Raw genomic sequence first — 572 nt, 5'->3', positions numbered from 1 at the left:
AAAGCCCCAACAACCGCCCTCTGTCCGCTTCTGCGTTAACGCTCCGCAGAGCCTCTGTTTGGTGTTAGCGCTAGATAGAAGCTCCTGTGCGGTCTATAGTCATAACAGACGAGACCGGTCAACAGGAGTAACCCTTGCCAACCAAAGCCCCCGAAAAACGCCGCTTCCACAGAATCTCCTTCGATGCCGAATGTGAACTGCATTGGCAGGATGAAGTGTGGGTGAGTGAGGTGCTGGATATTTCACTGAAAGGTGTTCTGGTAAAGCGACCGCTGGGATGGAAGGTTCCGCTGAAGCAGCCTTGTGAAGTGATCATCCATCTCGACGATCACGAAACCGGGATCGTGATGGCGGTGGAGTTACGGCACATTGAGGAAGAGCGGTTGGGGTTCAAATGCCAATATATCGATCTTGAAAGTGCTACCCACCTAAAACGCCTGGTGGAATTGAATCTGGGGGACCAAGCGTTATTGGAGCGGGAGTTTGCGCATCTGATTGATTGAGGCTGGGGAATCCCGGAGGTAACTGCGAAGCTGGCAGGCAGGATTGGAAGGATCTTTCCAAAAATGTGC

At 52.4% G+C, this 572-nt stretch carries 1 protein-coding gene; it reads left to right on the top strand.

What is annotated here, in order from left to right; translation table 11 throughout:
* Window positions 1–134 precede the first annotated feature (134 nt).
* Window positions 135–503: a PilZ domain-containing protein gene (locus MDG893_RS20390; protein WP_040474846.1), complete on the top strand. Its 369-nt coding sequence runs from the start codon at window positions 135–137 to the stop codon at window positions 501–503.
* The last annotated feature ends 69 nt before the right edge of the window (window positions 504–572 follow it).

This window comes from Marinobacter algicola DG893, assembly GCF_000170835.1.
GTDB classification, from domain to species: Bacteria; Pseudomonadota; Gammaproteobacteria; order Pseudomonadales; family Oleiphilaceae; genus Marinobacter; species Marinobacter algicola.
This window is presented reverse-complemented; position numbering and strand designations above follow the sequence as displayed.